The sequence below is a fragment of the Mucilaginibacter sp. GW821-FHT07G05 genome, from assembly GCF_059418565.1.
In genome coordinates this window covers 1-22713 of sequence record NZ_JBWKQC010000014.1, presented here as the reverse complement: position 1 = coordinate 22713, position 22713 = coordinate 1, and the positions used below count along the sequence as shown (strand labels likewise).

Sequence of the window (22713 nt, the reverse complement as noted above, 5' to 3'; positions counted from 1 at the left end):
TCGTCTTAATTGTTAATGATCGCTAACTCAATTTCCACAACTCTATTAGCTACTTCTTCTGCCGCGTAAAATTTTGGCAGATATTCGATGAATCCAGTTTTATACGCAGAAATTATGCTAATAAGAACTACATCAGTAAATATTTTACCACTTGTTATTTTTGCATTATATTCATCAAATATAGTTTTGGTGCGTCTATTTAGTTCAGCATATTTAGTTTCAATTTGATTAAGTTGATTGTTTATTTCTATCTCAAAGTTTAGAATTTTATCATTAGCCTGGTTTATTTTATCGTCTGTTGCATTTATCTGAGAATTGAGCGCATCCTTATTAGCATTTAATTCAATCGAATCCTCTTCGAGAACTTGTAATTTCCGTGCCTTTTCAGCATCAACTATTTCTTTTCGAGATTTTCGGTAAGCATCTATTATATAATCGACTAAGTAATGAGTTATAAACAGAGGTAACATCCCAAAAACGAAAATTAAGTAAAATTCACCTTGTTTTACAACCTCCCAAAGTTGCATTGTTGGTTCTTGTCCTTTTAACAGAGATTCAATTTTATTTGTATTAATTGCAACCATGGCGGAAACTAAAATATCAAATAATAACAATCCTACCCAAAAACATGCATTGATTACCCTTTTGTCGCTTGTCAACACTTTCATATTGGTTAATGCTAACGGAAATAAAAAAATAAGACCTGAAATAACACCAAACAAAGTACCCTGCTGTTTGAAAATCTTAATGATTGCGTTTGCATCAACAAGCTGTGGTAGTTTTGGAGTATCACCTGTAGCTAACGATGTACGAATGATGTCTCCCTCGAAGAATACTTTGTACAAGGCGGAAGCAAAAAAGATTGAAAGGTAAAAAAGACATACCGCTAAAAATATGGAGAGAAAAATTGTTCCTATTGTAGCAAATGGTTGTATGATAAAAGATTGCTCCAGATTTCTTTTTTCAAGCTTGTTGATTTCAATTTCTTTATTGATTTGAAGCAAACCTTTTACACCTGTGTTTTGATTGCCTGATTCAAAAACAGATTTTTCTAACTTAAATCCCGAAATCTTGTCGTTTAGATGTCGTTTTTCTATTTCATTGGAACTTTTAATTTCATTGATTTGATTTTGCTTGTCTATATCCAAATTGGCTTTTTTACTTTCAAAAGCAATATTAATGTTAGATGCTAACACGTTTTTTTTACTGCCTAAACTATCGTCTATGGCATAAAGCCCAATTTGTTCCTTTATGTTATTATATTCAGCTTTAAATATTGGGACACTTCCTAAACTTTCCTTGGACTTTTCATAGCCTTTAATTTTATATTCTTCAGTGTCAATTTGTGCCGATAAATAAACAAGGTTATGTAATTGCTGAGAAAAAGAATCAACTGGGTCTACTGTTTCAATTTGTTCCAAGATTTTTGGTGGCTGGGTTGTAGTATTTAAAGGTATGTTGTTATCAATATTATATTTTAATCGATCAAATTCAGCAAAAAACTGTCTATGTGTTGTAGAATCATCTGATACGTGAATATTTTCAACATTGTTATTACTTGCATTATAGGAATAATTGTAAGAACCATTGATTGTTATTCTATTGTCAATAAGACAGAATTTATGATGCATTAGACCCCTTTCATCGCCTGTTTCAAAAGCGTGAACATTTATGTTTGCATCAATGAACATTTGCTTTACAGTTTCATTTTGAGCATTTGAAGAAAGGATAATGTCGACAATCACATTCCTGTTTTTCGCTGTAATGATGGCATTCGCAATATCTCTATCAGTAAACCAAGCCATGGCAATGTATATATATTGTTTAGCATTATTTACTTCAGAAACAATTCTTTGTTTAATTTCCGAGCCATTTGTAAGGATGTCATTCATGTTTATTTATATTACAATCTTTATTTATATCGGAGATGCTCACTGCAACCGAGCATCGTTTTTGGCAAACTTGATGATATAGCGGTTTTATTATGAGAATTATGTCAGAAAATAATTAGATAAAAGTGAAGGAAATAAAAGCACTGGCATAAAACAAAGAATATTCATAAAGCATGAACGAAATACTTTGAGGGGCTTCTTAATTAGGTATAACCGTTTAGAAAAATTTAACTGCTTAATATTAAGGTTGAGCATTGTGAGATTTAGATTTACTAAAAATATTAAAAAAAAATTAATAAGCAAAAACTCAGCCTCTATTTGCCGCACGTGTGTCGAGTGTGACCATTTAAAATTGCATTTTTTTATCAACACACTGCATCATTGGCACCCTGTCTCGCCACCTGCACAATCTAAAACTTTCGCGTAAGGGATAGAAGTGGATACCGGCCAAGCGCCTAAGGCATTGCGCAGTATGAACGTATAGCCCGGCCCGTAGGGATACGCCCTGAAAATTAGAAGCGAGTACTCATTTTAAATGAATGCAATTAAGGTTGGTCATTTATTGCCCTCAAATTCTGTTAGTTTGAAATTTAACTTACAGCTACCTTTCTGAATATGTATAATACTATCTTTTCCTTTAAAAATTTGAAAGGGGTAACGCAGGTCAGATAACTTATATTTCAGGTTGTTGTGATCGATAAAAGTTAAAGTGCCGGGATTAATTTCAAACTTGTCGAAATCTTTTTTATCCTGACAAGCTATGCTTATCAGAACACCTTCATATATAAATCTTTTGGGCTTATAAAAAACGGCTCCACGTAATCCACCTCCAAAATCTTCATTTCCTGTTAAGGTGATCAGATTTATTATTTCATCACCAATTATTGGCTTATAATCACTCGACCTCAGGTTTGATATTATGATAGCGCCAATAAATATGACGATTGTTAAAACTATTCCTGTAGGATAATACCATGCCGGTACTTTTATAAATTCCTTGTTTTTACCAAACATCTTTGATTGCTTTTTTAAAGTTATAGAAATCAATGAATGTTCTAATAGTCATTTCTTTAAGTTTATATATTCAGCTTGCATACAGTATTATCTCCCGGCTGGCGCACGCGTGCCGCGTGTGTATGTTAATTAATTCAGCCTGCGGTCGGTGTTATCACCGCGCCGCTTAAAAGCCTTGCCTGTTGAATATCGCCGGCGCACGCGTGCCGCGTGTGTCTTTTAATTAATTTAAACTTTACCTGCCGAATATCAACCAAACCCACCGAAACTTATTTTCACCTGCATTGTTAACACATTAATTAAACCTGAAATGCTATGAAAACTTTAACAGTTCCCGGCGATCCTCATACTTTAACCGCCATAATGGTACCTCAAACAGAGGAGTTTCACGATCATGAAGTAGTGCTTATAAAATCATCGGACAGTGACGCTACTGCCGAAAAGCGCATTTTTCGCGTTGTTGACGGCGGCGAAAATAAATGGGAATTGCAGTTTGAATAGTTACAAGGTGTCTGCTGTAATTTAACTCATCCGGTCTTTGCTTCGCCCTAACACCTTCTCTGCTGTGCAAAGAAGGTTTTTTGTTGCGTACAATTGTGTACCGACCTGATATGCCTGTTTCATTGCTTTGGCTAATGAACATCTACGTTAAGGCGTATAGCCACTAACTCAAGAGGCTAACTACTAAATTTTCTATTATTTCTACGCACCTCTCGACATTGTTTCGTTCGGTATCGCTTTTACGCAATCTTTAAAATAGAGCCTTATATTTTATTCCTTATGCCCTCTTTACGAAGTAGAGAGGGTGGTCCAGCGGAGCGTAGACCGGGTGAGTTAGCTATGCGATTCGCTATTGCCAGCCAAAAGATATACAGCTGAAAATGCCATCCATTTTATAAAACCGGAAAAATAATTCAAAATAATTTCATCTGCGCAAATACACTGCGCAGTGCCTCGTAATCTTTGTATCAACAATAAAGAAAAAAGGAGGTTCACAATGAAATTCAACCTGTTAAGCAAATTTAAAAGCCAGATAATCAACCACGCTGGTGATAAAGCGTTTACGCTATCGCCCGAAATGGAGCTGTACACCGCCGTGGTTACCTGGAGCTTAAACGATTCCTTTTACGAAAAAGACGAGGCGCGTTTAAGCCGTCTGCGCAAATTGATATATGAGTGCAAGCCCGATTTTGTGGGCAAGCTGGCGGTGTATGCCCGTACAAAGATGTATATGCGTTCGGTACCGCTGGTGTTGGTTACTGAATTGGCCGCGCTGCACTCGGGCGATAACCTGGTTGCCCGGGTTACCGATGGCGTAATCGGTCGTGCCGATGAAATTACCGAGCTATTGGCCTGCTACGAGTTACTGAACAAGCGTGCCGGCACTAAAAAGCTGAACCGCTTAAGCAAGCAATTGCAAAAGGGTTTGCAGGCTGCCTTTAACCGCTTTGATGAGTACCAGTTTGGTAAATATAACCGCGATGGCGCCATTAAACTGCGCGATGCCTTGTTTTTGGTGCACCCAAAGGCAAAGGACGAATTGCAGCAAGTGCTGTTTAACAAAATAGCTAATAACCACCTGCAAACGCCTTATACCTGGGAAACCGAACTATCGGCATTGGGGCAGCTGAATTTTGACAGCGAAGAGGCTAAGGCCGAAGCGTTTCGCGCTAAGTGGGAAGAGTTGATAGACAGCGGCAAGCTGGGTTATATGGCCTTGCTGCGTAACCTGCGCAACATACAGCAGGCAGGTGTAAGCTATGCCCATTTTGAAAAGGTATGTGCCAGCATAGCTAATGCCGATGAGGTGGCCAGGGCTAAGCAGTTTCCGTTTCGTTACCTGGCGGCTTACCGCGAGCTGGTAAACCCTGTGGCAGCTAAAACGTCTGCTCAAAAATTGGTTAACAAGCTAACCAATTTAATAAACGGTAGCAGCAATGGTTACACCGGCGAAATGCTGACTGCTTTGGAAAAAGCTGTGCAGGCCAGTGCTGCCAATATTAAAGGTTTTAACCACGAAACCCGTGTGCTGTTGGCGTGCGATGTTTCGGGATCGATGCAAAAACCGGTATCGGCCAAAAGCAAGATCTTGCTGTACGATGTTGGCCTCATGCTGGCTATGCTGTTGCAAAGCCGCTGCAAAAATGTGGAGGTAGGTATGTTTGGCGATAAATGGAAAACCATAATTGTACCGCGTAACAACATATTAGGTAACGTACAGGAGTTTTATCGCCGCGAGGGCGAGGTAGGTTACAGCACCAATGGCTACCTGGTTATCAGGGATATTTTAACGCGCCGTGCAAAAATGGATAAGGTATTTATGTTTACCGATGCCCAGTTATGGAACAGCAACAACACTGCCGACGATATACAAACCTTATGGTTACGCTACAAGGCCGAGGTATCGCCAAACGCGAGACTCTACCTGTTTGATTTGCAGGGCTACGGGCAAGCGCCATTGCAAGTATTGCGCAATGATGTATACCTGATAGCCGGCTGGAGCGATAAGGTTTTTGAGGTGTTAGCCGCCATAGAAAACGGCGACTCGGCACTGGACGCTATTAATGAAATAGAAGTATAATTTGAGCTGAAAGCGGAAAGCATAAAGCAAAAAGCTTTATGCTTTCTGCCTTCAGCTTACTAAAGCATATAAGGATGCCGTAGAAACGGGTTACTTCGCACCAAATTGAAAACGCTGCGGTCAGCACAGTGTAACTGTATGGGGTTCAACTCCTCACAAATATCCCGCGTTCGCTTGTTGCTCCTTGTAAAAATATAAAAGAAGGTGTCGTAAATAAGTCTTACTTCGATTAGGGACACTGGGGTTGGCGGTTCGAATCCGTCCCCGTAAGGGTAGCTCAACTGGATAGAGCACAGTGCAGATTGACTTATTGCTTTTTACCCTTCTTTTTTAAATTAAAATATTAAAGAATAAAGAAGATGCCGTTAGCGGGAGTTACTTCGAAACCCGTCACGTTTTTAACAAAAGCCTCTTGCGCCTGTCGCTCTTCTTTTAAACGTACAAATACCTAAACCTTAAAAAGGTGCCGTAAACTGTGTGATACATCGGTTAGAACATGCTGCCACAAGGCAGAAAGACGTTGGTTCAACCCCAACCGGCGATTAATTTCGTTAGTAGTTTAGCAAAAAGATCACCGGTTGTTTATTGCCCTTTTTTAACAGATACTTAATGAAAGATGCCGTAGGTTTGTGATACTTCGCTGGTGAAACCGCGTAAGCGGGCAGGTTCGAATCCTGAAAGACACAGGCCGATCATTGCTTTTTCATTTTGTTATAATACCATTTATTATGAACGAAATAATATTACAAAAACTACTCGAACTGGAGCAGGCCGAAAATATAACTATACTGTACGCCTGCGAATCGGGTAGCAGGGCCTGGGGCTTTGCCTCGCCCGATAGTGATTTTGATGTGCGCTTTATATATGCCCGCCCAATGAACAATTATTTGGGCATAACAGATCTGCCCGACAATGTTGGCCTGCCTGTAAACGAGGTATTGGATATAGGCGGCTGGGATCTTAAAAAAACGTTACAGTTGTTCCTGAAATCAAACAGTACATTATACGAATGGCTGCAATCGCCAATAATATACCGCGATGATTACGGTTTTGCCGATGATCTGCGTAAGCTGATGGCTGAATATTTTTCGTTACGTTCCGGTGCTAACCATTATCTGTCAATGGCGCACAATACGCTGAAGGATGATCTGCAAACGGAACAGGTAAAGCTGAAACGCTACTTTTATGCCCTGCGCCCGGCACTGGCCTGCCTGTGGATAGTGGAGAAACAATCAGTGCCGTCAATGGAGTTTGAAAAGTTAAGGGTTATGATAAGCGATAATACCGTTCAGCAAGCTATTGATGAGCTGCTGGAAAAGAAGAAAATAGCCGATGAAAAAGCATTGATAGCACCTGTGCAGCTACTCAACAATTGGTTAACGGCTACACTTAATGGATGCAAAGAGCGTATAGCTACACTGCCGGCAGAAAGAAAGCAACCCGATGAATTAAATAATATCTTCAGAAAATACATCCGGCCATGACTTACGAGCAGTTAAAGCAGCAAAAAGATTTGATATTACTGGATTGCATCAGCGGCAGCACAGCGTATAATCTTAATATAACCGGTTCTGATGTGGATAAGAAAGGGATCTTTATCATGCCTCAAAAACAACTATACGGTTTTGAGCGGCAAGATCAGATAGCGAATGCGACCAATGATGAGGTATACTTTGAGACAGGCCGTTTTTTGGAATTACTCACCAAAAATAACCCCAACATACTGGAGTTGTTGAGTACGCCTAAAGCGCATGTATTATATCGGCACCCATTAATGGAGTTGATAAAGCCTGAAGACTATTTATCAAAACTATGCTTGGATACTTTTGCCGGGTATGCCCAAACACAAATAAAAAAAGCGCGTGGCTTAAACAAAAAGATCAACAAGCCGCTGAATGCTGAACGTAAATCGGTATTGGATTTCTGTTTTGTGGTACATAACAATGGCAGTATCCCGCTAACCGAATGGTTGAATGAATGTGGCTTTAACCAGGAAGAATGCGGGCTGGTAAGCTTAGATCATTTCAGAAATGTGTACCTGTTATATCATCAAAAGCAATTAACAGAAGGCCGGTTTAAGGGCATTATTTCAGGCCCTGATGCCGATGACGTGCAGTTAAGTTCGGTGCCTAAAAATTTGGAACATATGGCCGTAATGAATTTCAATAAGGAGAGCTATTCTGTTTACTGCCGCGAGTACAAAGAGTACCGCGAATGGGAGGATAACAGGAATGAACTGCGGTACCGGAATACGCTATCGCACGGTAAAAGCTACGATGCTAAAAACATGATGCACACTTTTCGGCTGTTAAATATGGCCGAAGAAATAGCATTGTACCGGCAGGTAATAGTAAAGCGTGAGGATCGCGATTTTCTGTTAAAAATACGTAACGGCGAATTTGAGTTTGATTACCTGATGCAAATGGTTGAAGACAAAATGGAACGGATAAAAGAGATGTATGAAAAATGTACTTTGCCCGATAAACCGGATGCTCAAATAGCAGAAACCATTTTGGTGGACATACGCGAAAGATTTTATATAGATTAACGCTAAATCTTAACTGTTTATCTGTACTGCAACAAAGTCTCGATAGGATGCCAATTTTACTTAAAACCCATGCTGCGTAAAATACCCGATAACAATGAGTACGCTCAGTTGCGGATACGATACCCTCAAAAATCGTAATGCCGAGGTGATTTGGTTTTCAACCGTGCGTTTTGATATGTTCAGCTTTTCGGCTATTTCCTGGTTACTGAGGTTATTTACCCGGCTTAGCCAAAAAATTTCCTGGCAGCGGCGCGGCAGTTCTTTCAGTACCTGGGCCAGTTCGGTTTCCAGGTCTTCATAGCCCAGTTTATTGTCGGCGGTGTTATAGGTAGTCAGGTTTTCGGTTTCGGTAAACTGCTCTAAATATTCAACCACTCTTATTTTGGCGGCCTTTAAATGTTTGTATACCTGGTAACGGGCCGTAGCCTGTATATATTTTTCAAAGTTATCTATTTGGCGGGTGGCGCGCTTTTCCCAAAGGGCCACAAAAACATCATGGGTTATTTCTTCGGCGGCAGCTTCGTCTTTTAAATAGTACGCGGTGGTTTTATATAGTTTTTTCCAATACCTATTGTACAGCACCACAAAGGCCCTGGAATTATCGGCCATTACGGCTTCCCATAATTCATTATCAGTAAGATGATTGGTCATATAATTGGTTGATAAAAATAGGGACGTTTATCAAAAACAATGGCCTAATGTACATATAGTTTCAGCAGAAAAAAAATATTTAAAAATATGTGTGTTGGGAGTAATTATACTACACTTTATAGTTAAAGCCTCCCCAAAACCTATTTTATGACACCCGAACAATACATATTACTGTATGAAAAATATCTTGCCGGCCAATGCACGCCGCAAGAGGAAGAGGCCCTGATGCAGCACCAGGACAAGTTTAAAATGCGGCACGAAACCGAAACGCGTCCATCAGCTGCCGATAAGGAAACACGAGGCCGCATTTATAACCGCATAGTTGAAACCGCGGGTAGCGACCCAAACAAGACAGATGTTAAACCGGCACGTGTGGTTAAGCTAAAATGGTGGTGGGCAGCGGCGGCGGTTGTATTGCTGGCAGCAGGTTTGGGTATCGTTAGAAAGAATAGTCGGCAGGCGCAACAGGTTGCCAATAACATAGCAAAACCGGCCCTTAAACCTATTAAACCGGGTACCAATACCGCGGTACTTACCCTGGCCAATGGCCGCACTATTATACTCGATAAAACAGCCAACGGTTTAGTGGCGAAGGCAGGCGGTACATCTATTAAAAAATTAAAGAACGGGCAGTTAACTTATTCGACCGGCGAAGCAAATACGCAGGTTGACCCTAATGCTTTAAATACCATAAGCATCCCGCGCGGCGGGCAATATACCGTTACATTACCCGATGGTACCAATGTTTGGCTCAACTCCGAATCGTCATTAACCTACCCGGTGGCATTCACCGGTGCCTTGCGCAAAGTAACGTTAAAGGGTGAGGCCTATTTTGAAGTTGCAAAAGATAAAAAGCACCCCTTTATTGTACATACCGATAAGGCCGATGTAAATGTACTTGGTACGCATTTTAATGTAAACGCTTATGAGAGTGATATGAAAACCACATTGCTGGAAGGCTCGGTACGCTTAACCGGCGCGGGCGAACCTGCGTTGCTGATACCGGGCGAACAGGGAACGGCGGGTATAGACGGCATTAGTAAAAAGAAAGTGAATATTAACCAGGTAATAGCCTGGAAACTGGGCTATTTCGTTTTCCGGAATGATAATATAAAAGATATAATGAAGCAGGTGAGCCGCTGGTACGATGTAGAGGTGGAGTTTCACGGCAACATGGAGGGTAAAACCTTTGGCGGTACCTACTCAAAAAATAAAGACATCATTGAGTTGTTGAACGGCCTTGAACTAACCGGATTAATTCACTTTAAAATTGAAGGAAGGAGGATAATTGTTATGACGTGATGATACGCACTTAACGGTTATCTGTAAAACAAATCAGGAGCGTTGCACCGCCCCTGATTTTCAGCCGAGGCTGAGTAAGGTAACCTACATTGAATTTTTTTGTGAGAACCCAATTGTAAATTAAACCTAACATTCAAATGTATAAAATATTTACTGAACCTGCGTTCAGGTGGCATAACCATGCCTGGATCAAATTTATCCGTATTATGAAGTTAACCTGCATACTGATCATGGTAACTATACTCCAGGTCAGTGCCGCCTCGTACGCGCAAAAAATAAACCTCGACGTAAAGAAAGCGCCGCTTGAAGACGTGCTTTTTACGCTGCAGCAGCAAAGCGGGTACGATTTTTTGTACAGCGCGCAGCTCATAAAAATGGCCGGGCCTGTATCGTTGTCACTAAAAAACGTGAGTATTAAAGAGGCTCTCGAAGAAATTTTTACCGAGCAGCCTTTTACCTACGTGCTCAACAAAAAAACGATCACCATAAAATATAAACCCGTTGCCCAGCAAGTTGCGGTAACGGTAAAAGGTAAGGTGGTGGATGATAAGGGCCAGCCTATGCCGGGCGTAAATATTACGCTTAAAGGCACTACCACGGGTACTACCACCCTTGCCGACGGATCTTTCAGCCTTAACGTGCCCGATGGCGCGGGTGTGCTGGTGTTCAGCTTTGTGGGTTATGCCAAACAGGAGATCGCTATTGATGGCAAAACGGTAGTTAACGTAACCCTTTTAGAAGATAAGCAGGCGCTTACCGAGGTAGTGGTTACCGGTTACAGCACACAAAGCAAGCATACCCTAACCAGCGCCATTGTAAGTGTAAAAGGCGAGGAGCTTACAAAACGTGTGGCTACTGATGCTACCTCGCTATTACAGGGCCAGTTGCCCGGCGTATCGGTAATTCAAAACTCCGGCGAACCGGGTAACGAGAACGTGCAATTACGCATACGCGGTATAGGTACCTTTAGCGATGCAGGCAATAATCCGCTGGTAATTGTTGATGGTTTACCGGGCAGCCTGGCAGTTATTAACCCTAACGATATCGAGTCGGCCACGGTACTTAAAGATGCTGCCGCCGCTGCTATATATGGCTCGCGGGGTGCAAATGGTGTGCTGGTTATAAAAACCAAAAAGGGTAAGGCAGGCAGCTTTGCGCTTACTTATAATTACAGCGTAGGTTTTGCTTCGGCCACCCGTTTGCCAAAACTCATTACCAACTCGGCCACTTATATGGAATTGCTGAACGAGGCCATGGTAAACTCGGGCAATGCCAAAGTATATGAAGATAGCCAGATAGAGCTTTACCGTAATGCTACCGACAGGGTAAAATACCCTAACCACGATTGGCTGAACGATATGTTTAAAACAGCCGTAGTACAAAATCACTATTTAAACCTAAGCGGTGGCAGCGATAAAACTACCTATAGCCTGGGTTTAGGCTATGTTAACCAGCCGGGCAGTATGCTGGGTTTTGATTATAAAAAGTATACTGTTGACTTGGGTTTAAGCTCCAAAGTACATAAGCGTATTACACTGGGTACCAATATACAGGTGCGTTACGGCGACAGGTATTATCCGTACGTGAACAGTACCGACCTTTATATTTCAACACTTTCACAATCGCCGCTTTACCCTGCCCGCACAGCCGATGGTTTGTGGATCAACAAGGCTTACGACAGGGAACTGGGTAACAAGAACCCGGTATTAACGTCAACCATACGTACGCACAATCCCAATTATTACGGCCAGGGCAACATTTCGTTAGATGTAGATATATTAGATGGCTTAAAATGGGAGAACCGCGCCGGTATGAGCTTTCAGCTCGATAAAAGCAAAACCTTCAGGCCGGTAATACCTATATATTTTTACAGCGACCTGTCGTTTGCCCGCAATGGCGATGTTGGCGACCCCGGCATGTATGTTAACCAGAATGAGGCTACACACTCCACCATTTATAGCCAGTTAAATTACCATAAGGTTTTTGGCAAGCACGATATCACCGTATTGGGTGGCGCGCAGCAGGAGGTTGATAACAGCGATTTTGTGAATGCTTACCGCAGAGGCTACCCAACCAATTTACTGCAAGAACTTAATGCCGGCTCAACCGATGGCCAAACCAACTCGGGCACAAGCGCCCTGTGGGTAATACGCTCATACTACGGCAGTGCCAATTATGCTTTTGATGATAAATACCTGTTAGGCGCCAGCTTACGGTATGATGGTACATCGCGCCTGCCAAGCAGCAACCGTTGGGGTTTGTATCAGTCGGTTTCGGCAGGATGGCGCGTTTCAAAAGAGAACTTTTTAAAAGATGTAAGCTGGATCAACGACCTTAAATTACGCGGATCATGGGGCCGCCTGGGTAACCAAAATATCAATATCTCTATTGATGGTGCCAGCTCGCCATATCCTTACCAATCTTTTAACAACCAGGGTAACTACGCCTTCGCGGGCAATATAGCAACAGGCTTTACACCCGGCGCGCTGGTTGACCCTAACCTTACCTGGGAAACCACCCGTATGACGGATATTGGTGTAGACTTTACCGCCCTCAATAATAAACTGAACTTTACTTTTGATTGGTTTAACAAATACACCTACGATATTCTGCGGCGTTCACAAGTGCCGCAGGCCCTGGGTGTTGCCGCCCCTATAGTAAATAATGGCGCGGTAAGTAATAAGGGTTTAGAGTTTAGCCTGCGCTGGCAGGATAAGCCGACCGCCAAATTCAGCTATTACGCGCAGCTGAATGTGCAGGCATACCGTAATAAACTGGTATCATTCGGTGCCGATGAGGTTGGCGGGCCCGATGGGCAAACCATTATGCGTAACGGCTATCCTATCAACTCGTTCTACCTGCAAACCATGGAGGGTATTTTTCAAAACCAGGCCGAAATTGATTCCGCTCCCGATCAGTCATCGCTGGGTGGCGCGCCAACTCCGGGCGATATCAGGTATAAGGATGTTAACGGCGATGGCGTAGTAAACGCTAACGACCGCAGTATTGTTGAAGGCCAGTACCCTAAGTTCGAGTACTCTTACACCATGGGGGCTACCTGGGGTAATTTTGATGCCAGTATGCAGCTGTATGGCTCGTACGGTAATAAACTGTACCTGTATAAGTGGGGTGTAGATCCGTTTGCGCAGGGTGCCATGCCCACTACCGATTGGCTGAACAGGTGGACGCCCGAAAATCCATCGGCCACTATGCCTAAAATATATATGGGTTTTTATGGCTATCCAAAAATTACCAACACGCAATCAACCTACCATTTGTATAATGCCAGTTTTATGCGCATCAAAAATTTGCAGGTTGGTTATACCTTCCCGGCAGGTACTATAAAAGGTGTTAAAGCCGTGCGGGTGTTTAGTTCGGTTGATAACCTCTTGTTATTCACCCCGCTTAAACAAGGTACCGACCCTGAGCGGCAGGATATAAACAATAAGCCCGATGCCTGGTATGGCTTTGCTAACTACCCGCAAAACCGCACTTTCACTTTTGGCGCATCTGTTCAATTCTAATTCAAACTAAAAGAAAATGAAAACAAGCATAAAAATATTTTTAGTAGCGCTGGTTGCCTTAACATCGTGCAAAAAATTAGATGTATTGCCGCCCTCAAAGCTGCCCACAAGCATTTTTTGGCAAACACCTGCCGATGCCGATTTTGCCCTTACCGGCTTATATACCACCCTTTACGCCCAAAACGGACAAATAACCGCTTACGCGCCAATGTGGTACGATAATTTTAGCGATAACTCCTACAGTCAAAATAACCAGGGCAGCGCGCAGCAATCATTAATAGCGGGTTTAACATCTACCATCGGCGGATTTCCAACCTCAAGTGACCAGAGCCTGTACCTTACCTCGTACATAGGCATCGCCGCCGCCAACTCATTTTTAGTTAATGTAGATAAGGTGCTGACCGGGGAAAAACTCGCTCAATATAAAGGCGAAGCCTACTTTTTACGCGCGTTTTATTACTTTATGCTGGCGCAAACTTATGGCAATGTGCCCATCATAACAGCCGATCCGGCTACTATCGACTTTAAGCAGCATGTAACCAAATCGCCGCGTGCCGATGTGTTAAAGCTGGTACAGGATGATCTGGATAAAGCTATTGCCGCCTTGCCCGATACCAAGTTCAACACCGGCCACGCGGTAAGGGCGTCGGCGCAGGGTATTAAGGTGCGGGCTTTATTGTTCGAGAAAAAGTATGCCGAAGCGGCAGCATTAGCTAAGGCTATTATTGATAAGGGCCTTTTCTCGTTAAACAGTACTTATTCGGCCAATTTTTATAAGCCCGATCAAACTACCAGTCCCGAGATCATGTTCTCCATTCAGTTTAAACTGCCTGCCGCGGCGCATTCTTTCCCGATAACTATAGCTATTATAGGCAATGGTTATAAAGATTTGCAGGGTACGCAGGATATGGTAAACGAATACGAGGCGAACGATCCGCGCAAAAAGATGACCTTCTTTTTCCCCGGCGATACCCCTGCGCAGGATGGATGGCCATATCCGAATACAGTGGGCACTCCCGGTGTAAACAATTGGACTCAGGGTTTCTATCCGGCTAAGAAATGGCTCGACCCTAAAAATGTTAACCCGCAGCCCGGTATGCAGGATGATCAGGATTATGTTTGGCTGCGCTACGCGGATATTAAGCTGATGTATGCCGAAGCACAGAACGAAGCCGTTGGGCCTGATGCGAGTGTTTATCAGCAGGTGAACGAAGTACGCGCAAGGCCCGATGTAAATATGCCGGCCTTACCTGCCGGCTTGTCGCAACAGCAAATGCGCGAACGCATAATGCATGAGCGTCGTGTGGAATTTGCCCTGGAAGGTCAGCGTTATTTTGACCTGCGCCGCTGGGGTTTGGCTAAGCAAAAGCTTAATGGCTTTGTGCAAAACCCTTTAACACCAACCATCAAAACCATTTACAAGGATAACTTTGATTTTTGGCCATTGCCACAAGTGGAAATAGACCGTAATGTACCCGAACTGAAACAAAACGACGGATATTAAAACCATGTATAATTGATGCAGATGGTTGCGTGACTAACAAGATACCATTCGCGTATAAATAAAACAGCCCCGAACCTTGTAAGGCCGGGGCTGTTTTGGTATTAATATCTAAGTACTAAAATCTGTAATTAACTGATAAGCGGAAGTTTCTTGGGGCTTCTGCCTGATAGTAGTATGATGATAGGTAGGTATAGTACGAACCGCTGTAAAGGTATTTATCCAAAATGTTGAAAACATTACCTGCTACCCTGATCTTGCCATTATCCCAAAATAAACCACCATCAAGTTTAAAGTACGTAGGCAATTTTTGCTGACCTGCAATGAAAGTATCATTAGTATGACGATCACCATAATAAGTAAAACCACCCGCGATTCCTGAATTTTTTAATACACCGTTACGCAGTTTATAGGTTAACCATGCATTGGCAACATGTTTTGCATAAGCAGGTACGATATCGCCTTTTTTCATGCCGGTGCTTTCTGTTACACCCGGTGCCACTTCAATTATTCTTGAATCGGTTAGGGCGTAGTTAGCGGTAAGATCTAAGCCCGGCAATAATTCGCCGCGAAGGTCAAACTCTATACCTTTTGCTCTTTTTTTACCGAAAACAATGCTCAGGCCTTCGTTAGGGCCCGCGGTAGGGTCGCTGGTAAGTTCGTTATTTTTGGTGATGCTATAAACCGATACGGTAGTATTCCATTTACCATCGGCCCAATCTTTCTTAACACCAAACTCAATATTGCTACCGGTTAACGGTTTTACGGTACCGGTTCTTAACTTGCCGGATTGAGGCACAAATGCCTGATCGTACAAACCGTAAACAGATGTTTGCTCGTTAATAGAATAGCTTAGGCCCACACGCGGGGTAAAATGTTTGGCCTCATCTTCTGAGCCAAAGCTGGCTTGTTTAACATAGGTATAACGGCCTGCAAGTGTAAGGCGTAGTTTATTATCCAAAAAGCCAAGTTCATCCTGTATATATAAACTTGAATATTTCGAATCAATAATACCAAAACCAGCCGCGGCCCTGGTGTTTAGATCCTGACTGCGATCATATACCGGGTAACCGTTTGATGGTATACCATTGTTAGGGTTTTGCGGATCGAACATTTGATCCTCAGTATCTAAAGCGAAAGTTTGGGCATAGTCGGCAGCGTATTTTTTATTTGCAGCATCAACACCTGCCAAAATTTTGTGTGTAATAAAACCGGTAGTAACCTTACCGTTAACAAATATCTGACCCAATTTCATGGTGCTTTTAGCCTCCCATATACCGGCATTGCGTATATACCGGCCATCAGGTGCAACAGTATCGGCCCACATTGAGGTACCATCCTGATGGTAGTTATAATAAGCAGCTTGTGTTGTAAGTTTCCAGTTGCTGCTTAACTGGTTTTGCATATTAAGGGTAAAGCTATGATCGTTAATTTTAGTAGTGGGTAAATCAGGAGGGAGGGGAGAAAAATTGCGCGGTAAGGCAGCATAACCTTTAGGGCTGAACACATAGTATGAACCAACGTCAGAAGTATTGGCGCGTTGATAAATGTATTCGGCGGTAATTTTGGTTTTATCATCAACCTGGTATGATAGCACCGGGGCAACGCTGTAACGATCGTTAAACTCGTTGGCACGGAAAGATTTCTTTTTTTGTGCTGCCAGATTTAAGCGATATAGTAATTTACCATTCTTGCTCAGCTTGCCATCAAGATCTGCAGTAGCGCGGTAAAGGTTAAAGCTGCCTGTTGTAAAACTAACCTCACCTTTAGTTTCGCCTGTAGGTTTTTTGGTAACCACATTGTATAAACCGCTCGGGTCGCCATTTGAAAGCATGAAACCCGATGGACCTTTCACAAACTCGATATGGTCAACAAAGCTCATATCTTCGGTAAGTGGTCCCCAAAAAGAGCTCACTACGTTAAAGCCATTACGGAAAGCCTGGATTTGCGAACCGCGCATATTGATGTTGGTATACAGATCGCCCCAGTGCTCTAAACGTACGGCGCCGCTCACGTTACGGATAAGACCATCGCTTAAGCTGATGATCTGCTGCTCTTTAAGCGCCTGGGTAGATACTACCTGTATGTTTTGCGGTATCTCTATCAATGGCTCCTGCAAGCGTAATGATTGCGATGGGTTATCCATTTTGATGCGGTTGCTGTGCGAGTTAACTATTACTTCCTGTAATTGCGAGGTATTGATATCCAGAATGAAATTAAGTTCGGTGTTTTTACCTGCGGTAACAGTAACCTGCTGCTCTTGCGGCGTTAGGTTTACCGCGCTTACACTAATAATGTAAGTACCCGGTTTTAACCTTGTTAAGCGGAAGTGGCCTTTGTCGTTAGTTAGTGTACCATCGGCAGAGCCTTTTACACCAACGGTTACATAAGGGGCCGCGCTACCTTCGCGGGTGGTTACCTCGCCACTAACAGTACCATTTTGCTGTTGGGCAAAGGTGCTATAGCCGAGTACGATGCAAATAATAAGAGTAAGGAGTTTTTTCATGCAATTTTGAATTATTCTAAATAATGCAAAGAAACACGAAAAAAACATCCTCACCAAACTTTATTTAGATTTAGTATAAATAGTGAAATGTATGAAATGGGATTGTTTTGCGGCTTTTTTATAGAAGCAAGCACTTGCTGATATAGCCTTAGGTTGTATGAGTGAATTCGTGTTTAGCTGAAAATGCTTGATTTCTTGCAAAACATGTGCTGTTAGCGTAGGAACAATTACTTCTGATAAACCCTCACATAATCTATTTCATATCGCCGCGGGAAGGTGGTATCCGACGGATCACCGCCATTATCGCCGCCGATGGCGAGGTTTAGTAGTATGTAATGCGGCTGCTTGAAAGGGTTAAAGTTGCTTCCATCGGTATTTACAAGGTCTTTGAGTTGTACACGGTTTAATAGCTGATCGTCAACATACAAACTGATCGCGGTTTCATCCCAGTCCATACGCCAAATATGGAATTTCTTGTTCCAGTTAGGGCCGAAGCTTTCAAGCGGTTTGCTGTTGCTATACCACTTCGCTTTCCATTGGGTACCGGTGCCGCAGGCAATATTGGCCAGCAGCATATCGCGGTAATATTCCATAATGTCTATCTCGCCGTTTGATGGCCAGGGCTTATCAATACCCAGCGTCCAAAAGGCGGGCCACAAGCCTGCATCGGTTTCTATTTTGGCGCGCATCACAAACCGGCCATATTGCCAATGGTGCTTGCCATTAGTATTTAAACTGGCCGATGTATAAGTGATCAGCTGCCGGTTGGTTTTCCAGTTGGTGCTGTTGGGTACATAATCGGGGTTAGGTCGGCTCTCTTTTCGGGCTTCTATAACCAATAGGCCATTTTTACAGAAAGCGTTTTGTGGTTGGTACCATTGCGTTTCGTTATTGCGTACAAAGCCATTTTCAAATTGCCAGTTGGCGCTGTCGGGCGCGCCGGTTTTGTTAAATTCATCTGCCCATATCAGTTTATAGCCATCGCGGGCAAAGGTATCTTTAGCGGCTTGTGCATGAGCTGATCCTACGTAAAGGGTAAGCAGTATGCAGATGAGAAAGGTCGGTGTTTTCATTTTGGTAATAATATAAAACAGATTTACCAGCTTAATTTTATTAAGGATACGCCTTGCCGTGGCAGTGTGATTTTGATAGCTAAGTTGCCATTAGTTGCTTTCCTGTTTTCAACTTCGCCGATGGTTTGTAACTGACCTGCCTTTTCCAATTCAATAATTTGGGCAGCAGATGGTTCTTTGGGCGACCCCATCTTTTTCCATGCTTCGTAGGAGTTGCTGTGTGTTTGATCTATCCTGTACTGGGTGATTTTTATCGTTTTTTGGGGGAGGCCTTTTACTGTAATTTCTATAGGTTCGCCATCCGTTTGTATATCATCGTCGTGGTAGTTCCAAACCATTATACCTGCCGAATTCTTGTCTTTAGATGCTAACGCCCCGATGTCGGTATTAACAGCCCGCACACCCGAATCAATAATTTGGTTTACGCTGTACATGCGTTTGCTTTCTGCCTTTATACGGTCGCCGGTCATCATGCCCAGCATCCGGAAAACGTTGAGCACTGGTTTATCCACACCATTGGTAGCCAAATCGCGGAACCCGAAAAACCAGGGCTGGTCTTCAAACTCGAACGACCATGATACCGCTCCCAATAAATTGACCTGCAACGAATCAGCCAGTAAATATTTACGTGCGAAGGATGCCGCTGTATAGCTCGAATACATGGTGCCGTTGCGGTAAGCATTCTCGGGGTTGGTAAACATACCGCAGGCCGCGCAACCTTCCGGGTCCGATTCGCCAATTACTATTGGCAGGTTTTTAGTTTGCGGGTATGAAGCCACAATTTTAAAGCCTTCGGCAATGTCTTTCAGCTGCGTGCCCATGTTCATGCGCACGTGCGCGTCTTTTAAACGGGGCTGCCCCTTGGCATGAAATGATATTACTTCCAGCGGTGTGCCCACTTTGCCGGTAGCGTAATTGGTATCTGCAATACAATGTTTAATAAATGCCCGCAAAAACTTCATCCCGCCCGGACTTGAGCCCCCTGCAATTTCGGGACCGCCAATACGGGCGGTGGGCAAGGCGCGTTTTAGTCCATGGGCGGCATAATCATACAGTTTAAAAAACTCCTGCATGGTGCCTTTCCAGTAGCCAATGTTAGGCTCGTTCCATACTTCCCAATACCAACTTTCCACCTCTTTTTTGCCATAACGGCTCACCGAGTGTTTCACCCATTGGTAAACCAGTTCTTCCCATTTATTATAATCTTTTGGCGGATACGTCCAGCCGGTATACACATCGTTATAGTTGTCGCCGGGTTTCCAGTAATGGCGGTATGGGGTAGGGTGGGTTGACAGCGCCTCGGGCATAAATCCAATTTGCGCGTACGGTTTCATGCCCCGTTGTATGTAAGCATCAAAAATGCTATCCACAATATGCCAGTTGTATATGGGCTTGCCATTGGCATCTTCGGTATAAGCGTTGGTTGATCCCCATTTCAGCGCAGCTTTGCCATCTCCGCTGGTGAGCAGGTTATGCACCCGCATATACACCGGGGTAGGGCTAAGCTTTGATAGTTCGGTTAGCAGTTTCCGGCCATCTTTCATGTAGGTGTAATTAGGCTCATCATGCCCAAACCATGCCCAAAACGGGTACATGGTACCTGTTTTACTGTTCAGGTCGACTGATATAGTAGCCGGTTGTGCACTGCCCGACTGTGCATGCGCGCAGCTGAACAACAATGCAAACACAATGGATAATGAAATCGCTTTCAAAAACTGCATAGTAATACTATTAATAATAAATACCCTGATGAATGTTAAGCCGCTATTGATCTGCTTTTTAAAACGGATAAATGACGGTCGCTTAGAAAGTTTATAATTGTAAAAATAACAATTAAATAACGCCCTGCAATAGCCCCGGTTAATATATTGTGTAAAGAAAGTATGACGATGTTATCCTATTGATAATGAGTAGACGGAATAGCATAGCTCACGTGAATTTGTGTCAGTAATACCCACTTTTGTATAAATTATGCAGCCCGCCGCGATATAATTTTGTGATGTAAATTAAAACACAAAAAAAATGTCAAAAATAATTTTAATTACCGGTGCTTCCAGAGGTTTCGGTAAACTATGGGCTGAGGCCTTATTACAACGCGGCGATAAAGTAGCTGCCACTGCCAGAAATTTAGATACGCTGAACGACCTGGTTGAAAAATACGGCGATGCCGTATTGCCTATTCAATTAGATGTTAACGACCGTGAAGCCGGCTTTGCCGCGGTGAACAAAGTAAACGAACATTTTGGCCGCATAGATGTGCTTATTAACAACGCGGGTTATGGCCTTTTCGGAGCTATTGAAGAAACAACAGAGGAGCAGGCCCGTGCCCAAATGGAAACTAACTTTTTCGGGTTACTTTGGTTAACGCAGGCGGTGCTGCCAATTATGCGTGCGCAAAAAAGCGGTCACATTATACAGGTATCAAGCTTTTTAGGTTTGGCTACACTGCCGGTGCTTGGCTTGTACAACGCCTCAAAATTCGCGGTAGAAGGTTTGAGCGAAACATTATCACAAGAAGTGAAAGATTTCGGGATCAACATTACGCTTATTGAGCCTAACGGATTTTCAACTGATTGGTCGGGTGCGTCAGCTTTTCAAACAGAGGCTACCGAAACTTACGCGCCAATTAAAAAGGCCTTTATGGAAGGCGCTACGCCAGATACCTGGGGTAAACCCGAGGCTACTATTGCGCCTGTGCTGAAAATTGTTGACAGCCCTAATCCTCCATTGCGTTTACTATTGGGTAAAATAGCTTACCCGGCTGTTAAGGCGCTTTATGAAAGCCGTTTGGCATCGTGGGATGAGTGGAAAGAGGTATCAGCCGCGGCCCACGGTCACTAAGTAAATATTACAATAGTACAATAATTCGCATCGCATTCCTGCCTACATTAGCAGGAGTGCGATGTATTTTAATTTTAAGCAGATGAAGCATTATAAAAGTTTGATAGAGCTGCACCGTGAGAACGGTTTTACGCCGCCGGAGCACCCGCTGATCAGCCTGTATCATTGTAACAATACCTGTTCGCTGGGCGACCGTGAGTTTACCACCGATTTTTATATGGTGGGTTTTAAAAAGCTTAAATCGGGCATTATTAAATATGGCCGTACCAAGTACGACCACGAAAGTGGTTACATGCTGTTTGTGAAACCGCGCCAGGTTATTGAGATGAAGGACTTGCATTTTGAAGAGAACGGCTTCCTGATCTTTTTTCACGAAGACTTTTTGAACGGGCATACGCTGCATAACGAAATAAAGGATTACCATTATTTTGATTACGAAACCAATGAGGCGCTGCACCTGTCGCCAAAAGAGGAACAGATAGTTTGGGGCATATACAACGCGCTGCAAACCGAATACGAAAACAACCAGGACGAGTTTAGTCGCGAACTGATGCTGACCAACATTGGCACCATGCTTAAATACGCGCAGCGCTTTTACAAAAGGCAGTTTATTAACCGTACCGATCTTTCGGGCAAAACTGTATCGCGGTTTAATGATGTGCTTACTAAATACTTTAAGCAAGATCAATTACAGCTTAAAGGCCTGCCCTCGGTAAATATGATGGCCGATCAATTAAACATTTCGCCGCGATATTTGAGTGATTTACTTAAGCAGGAAACCGGCAAAACAGCAATCGAGCTTATCCATATCTTCCTGATCTCCGAAGCCAAGAACTTGCTAAGAAGTGCCGATCAATCTGTAGCGGAAATAGCTTATTACCTTGGTTTTGAAAATATGTCGTACTTCTCGCGGCTGTTTAAACAGGAAGTAGGTGTGAGTCCTGTGCAGTTTAAGAAGCAGCAGTTGAACTGATTTTTATAGTTTTAGAAGCTCGTGTTAAACGCTATCGTCATCGCTACAAGGCACGAAGCAATCCCGTCGCGTTTTAGCTTTCTGTATAAATCGCGTCATTGCGAGGAACGAAGCAATCCCTACGTAGGCTAAGCTTGTGCTGTAATCAACGTTCGTCTGCTCATTGCCGCAGGGGCTACTACTTTTGGCTGTGCCCCAAAAGTAGCAAAAACGCAAGTCCAGCAAAAGGCTTCTTTGCCGCACGGGGCCTTTGCCCTGCCTTTGGTCTTATTAATATCTTTTAAGGCTAATTACTATTGTTGAAATG

At 43.1% G+C, this 22713-nt stretch carries 15 protein-coding genes; 9 read left to right on the top strand and 6 right to left on the bottom strand.

The window, feature by feature from the left end; all coding sequences use genetic code 11:
* Positions 1–5: 5 nt before the first annotated feature.
* Both AC07NA_RS24600 and AC07NA_RS24595 read right to left on the bottom strand, forming a co-directional pair.
* Positions 6–1892, bottom strand: coding sequence for a phospholipase D-like domain-containing protein (locus AC07NA_RS24600; RefSeq protein WP_494900569.1), 1887 nt, complete (start codon positions 1890–1892; stop codon positions 6–8).
* A 555-nt stretch (positions 1893–2447) separates the two neighbouring features.
* Positions 2448–2906, bottom strand: a complete 459-nt coding sequence (locus tag AC07NA_RS24595) for a hypothetical protein (protein ID WP_494900567.1) — start codon at positions 2904–2906, stop codon at positions 2448–2450.
* A 315-nt stretch (positions 2907–3221) separates the two neighbouring features.
* On the opposite strand from AC07NA_RS24595, the gene AC07NA_RS24590 reads away from it, so the two are divergent.
* The 4 genes from AC07NA_RS24590 to AC07NA_RS24575 all read left to right on the top strand — a co-directional run bounded on the left by AC07NA_RS24590 (position 3222) and on the right by AC07NA_RS24575 (position 8035).
* Positions 3222–3407, top strand: coding sequence for a hypothetical protein (locus AC07NA_RS24590; protein ID WP_345210419.1), 186 nt, complete (start codon positions 3222–3224; stop codon positions 3405–3407).
* Positions 3408–3903: 496 nt separating this feature from the next.
* Complete coding sequence (locus AC07NA_RS24585) at positions 3904–5487, top strand: TROVE domain-containing protein (RefSeq protein WP_494900565.1); 1584 nt, start codon at positions 3904–3906, stop codon at positions 5485–5487.
* A gap of 728 nt (positions 5488–6215) precedes the next feature.
* Positions 6216–6971: a nucleotidyltransferase domain-containing protein gene (locus tag AC07NA_RS24580; RefSeq protein WP_494900563.1), complete on the top strand. Its 756-nt coding sequence runs from the start codon at positions 6216–6218 to the stop codon at positions 6969–6971.
* Entirely contained in the window at positions 6968–8035 is a 1068-nt protein-coding gene (locus tag AC07NA_RS24575) for a DNA polymerase beta superfamily protein (protein WP_494900561.1), read from the top strand. The genes AC07NA_RS24580 and AC07NA_RS24575 overlap by 4 nt, the downstream gene beginning before the upstream one ends.
* A gap of 60 nt (positions 8036–8095) precedes the next feature.
* Here AC07NA_RS24575 and AC07NA_RS24570 read toward each other — a convergent pair whose 3' ends face one another.
* A complete protein-coding gene (locus AC07NA_RS24570; RefSeq protein ID WP_494900559.1) occupies positions 8096–8686 on the bottom strand; it encodes an RNA polymerase sigma factor in 591 nt (196 codons plus the stop codon).
* 147 nt (positions 8687–8833) lie between these two features.
* On the opposite strand from AC07NA_RS24570, the gene AC07NA_RS24565 reads away from it, so the two are divergent.
* The 3 genes from AC07NA_RS24565 to AC07NA_RS24555 all read left to right on the top strand — a co-directional run bounded on the left by AC07NA_RS24565 (position 8834) and on the right by AC07NA_RS24555 (position 15016).
* A complete protein-coding gene (locus AC07NA_RS24565) occupies positions 8834–9988 on the top strand; it encodes a FecR family protein (protein ID WP_494900557.1) in 1155 nt (384 codons plus the stop codon).
* A gap of 137 nt (positions 9989–10125) precedes the next feature.
* The gene (locus tag AC07NA_RS24560; RefSeq protein WP_494900555.1) at positions 10126–13512 is read left to right on the top strand and encodes a TonB-dependent receptor; all 3387 of its coding nucleotides are present in this window, start codon (positions 10126–10128) and stop codon (positions 13510–13512) included.
* Positions 13513–13528: 16 nt separating this feature from the next.
* Entirely contained in the window at positions 13529–15016 is a 1488-nt protein-coding gene (locus tag AC07NA_RS24555; RefSeq protein WP_494900553.1) for a RagB/SusD family nutrient uptake outer membrane protein, read from the top strand.
* Positions 15017–15131: 115 nt separating this feature from the next.
* On the opposite strand, the gene AC07NA_RS24550 is transcribed toward AC07NA_RS24555, so the two are convergent.
* From AC07NA_RS24550 to AC07NA_RS24540, 3 genes are all read right to left on the bottom strand, one after another.
* Positions 15132–17519 (bottom strand): TonB-dependent siderophore receptor, encoded by a 2388-nt coding sequence (locus AC07NA_RS24550; protein ID WP_494900552.1) that lies wholly within the window; start codon positions 17517–17519, stop codon positions 15132–15134.
* Positions 17520–17746: 227 nt separating this feature from the next.
* Entirely contained in the window at positions 17747–18592 is an 846-nt protein-coding gene (locus AC07NA_RS24545) for a glycoside hydrolase family 16 protein (protein WP_494900550.1), read from the bottom strand.
* A gap of 23 nt (positions 18593–18615) precedes the next feature.
* The gene (locus AC07NA_RS24540; protein WP_494900548.1) at positions 18616–20313 is read right to left on the bottom strand and encodes a GH39 family glycosyl hydrolase; all 1698 of its coding nucleotides are present in this window, start codon (positions 20311–20313) and stop codon (positions 18616–18618) included.
* Between the two features lie 301 nt (positions 20314–20614).
* Between AC07NA_RS24540 and AC07NA_RS24535 the strand changes: the two genes are divergently transcribed.
* Positions 20615–21433, top strand: a complete 819-nt coding sequence (locus AC07NA_RS24535; protein ID WP_494900546.1) for an SDR family NAD(P)-dependent oxidoreductase — start codon at positions 20615–20617, stop codon at positions 21431–21433.
* 82 nt (positions 21434–21515) lie between these two features.
* Complete coding sequence (locus AC07NA_RS24530) at positions 21516–22406, top strand: helix-turn-helix domain-containing protein (protein WP_345210732.1); 891 nt, start codon at positions 21516–21518, stop codon at positions 22404–22406.
* Positions 22407–22713: the final 307 nt, after the last annotated feature.

Coding starts and splice junctions, on each gene's coding strand:
- AC07NA_RS24600 (WP_494900569.1), bottom strand. CDS start 1,892: ATGAATGACATCCTTACAAATGGCTCGGAAATTAAACAAAGAATTGTT.
- AC07NA_RS24595 (WP_494900567.1), bottom strand. CDS start 2,906: ATGTTTGGTAAAAACAAGGAATTTATAAAAGTACCGGCATGGTATTAT.
- AC07NA_RS24590 (WP_345210419.1), top strand. CDS start 3,222: ATGAAAACTTTAACAGTTCCCGGCGATCCTCATACTTTAACCGCCATA.
- AC07NA_RS24585 (WP_494900565.1), top strand. CDS start 3,904: ATGAAATTCAACCTGTTAAGCAAATTTAAAAGCCAGATAATCAACCAC.
- AC07NA_RS24580 (WP_494900563.1), top strand. CDS start 6,216: ATGAACGAAATAATATTACAAAAACTACTCGAACTGGAGCAGGCCGAA.
- AC07NA_RS24575 (WP_494900561.1), top strand. CDS start 6,968: ATGACTTACGAGCAGTTAAAGCAGCAAAAAGATTTGATATTACTGGAT.
- AC07NA_RS24570 (WP_494900559.1), bottom strand. CDS start 8,686: ATGACCAATCATCTTACTGATAATGAATTATGGGAAGCCGTAATGGCC.
- AC07NA_RS24565 (WP_494900557.1), top strand. CDS start 8,834: ATGACACCCGAACAATACATATTACTGTATGAAAAATATCTTGCCGGC.
- AC07NA_RS24560 (WP_494900555.1), top strand. CDS start 10,126: ATGTATAAAATATTTACTGAACCTGCGTTCAGGTGGCATAACCATGCC.
- AC07NA_RS24555 (WP_494900553.1), top strand. CDS start 13,529: ATGAAAACAAGCATAAAAATATTTTTAGTAGCGCTGGTTGCCTTAACA.
- AC07NA_RS24550 (WP_494900552.1), bottom strand. CDS start 17,519: ATGAAAAAACTCCTTACTCTTATTATTTGCATCGTACTCGGCTATAGC.
- AC07NA_RS24545 (WP_494900550.1), bottom strand. CDS start 18,592: ATGAAAACACCGACCTTTCTCATCTGCATACTGCTTACCCTTTACGTA.
- AC07NA_RS24540 (WP_494900548.1), bottom strand. CDS start 20,313: ATGCAGTTTTTGAAAGCGATTTCATTATCCATTGTGTTTGCATTGTTG.
- AC07NA_RS24535 (WP_494900546.1), top strand. CDS start 20,615: ATGTCAAAAATAATTTTAATTACCGGTGCTTCCAGAGGTTTCGGTAAA.
- AC07NA_RS24530 (WP_345210732.1), top strand. CDS start 21,516: ATGAAGCATTATAAAAGTTTGATAGAGCTGCACCGTGAGAACGGTTTT.